At 60.0% G+C, this 866-nt stretch carries 1 protein-coding gene; it reads right to left on the bottom strand.

The window, feature by feature from the left end:
* On the bottom strand, positions 1 to 404 hold a 404-nt coding region (locus EOA22_RS35535), incomplete at its 3' end, for a LytS/YhcK type 5TM receptor domain-containing protein (RefSeq protein WP_281040823.1).
* Between the last annotated feature and the right edge of the window lie 462 nt (positions 405 to 866).

Below are 866 nucleotides of genomic sequence, written 5' to 3'. Positions count from 1 at the left end.
CCGAATATGTCGTACATGGTGCGCGAACGGGCCGCGACGATGTGATGCCACGCGATACCGACGATTGCGGTGATGAGGATACCCATGACCCCGGCGCTGGCGCCCTGCCCGCCGAGATGGACGCGATAGGCAATGGAGCCGACCGTGGCGATCAGCATTGCCGGCCATCCGCCGAAGAACGCGGCCGCAGCAATGAAGGCGGCGCGCAGATCGACGACGAAGCCGGAGACGGACAACGCCGTCGCCATCGAAATGATCGCGCCCACGCACATGACCACGCCAAGAAGCAGCGACTGCATCCGCTTCGAAAGGCGCCCGGTGAAGTCCGCCACAAGGTCCCAGGCGACCACGAGGATGGAGACCAGTGCAAGATTGGCGAGGAGTGACTGCCAGATCTCGATCATGACTTCGGCTCCTTTTTTCCGATAGATAGCGCCAAAACCTATCCGAGGTCTAAAGAAGCTACAGCCCGGTCGGCGGTGCGGTCGACCCCGCGATCAGGGCAGTTCGGTAGGGCCACCTTGATTGCTGCTGCATCTATGGCCGACATGAGGCGCAAAGCCGACGGTCCGGTTAGGGCAGTGAAGTCCGCGTTCCGCCAATTTTTGGCAGACAGTCGCCATCCATCGTTTTCACGTGAACAGCCTTGTTCGCCAAAACCCGTCCCCTGCCCCACCAGCCCTTGACGAAAATCGGCACGCCTGTGAGACACAGGGGTGGGGACATTTGCCCCGTGGGTACATCTATTGTCGAAACACGGGATCGCGCGGCAATTTTAGTGGCAAAGCCATACTTCTTATCGGCAGCATAAAGATCGGCGGACTTCTAGCTCACCAACTCGCACAGTCCGGGGCAATTACAGCAGG

It is taken from the genome of Mesorhizobium sp. M7A.F.Ca.US.014.04.1.1 (assembly GCF_003998745.1).
In the GTDB taxonomy this organism is placed as follows: domain Bacteria; phylum Pseudomonadota; class Alphaproteobacteria; order Rhizobiales; family Rhizobiaceae; genus Mesorhizobium; species Mesorhizobium ciceri.
Note: the sequence above shows the minus strand (reverse complement) of the source record. Positions and strands in the feature narration are given on the sequence as shown.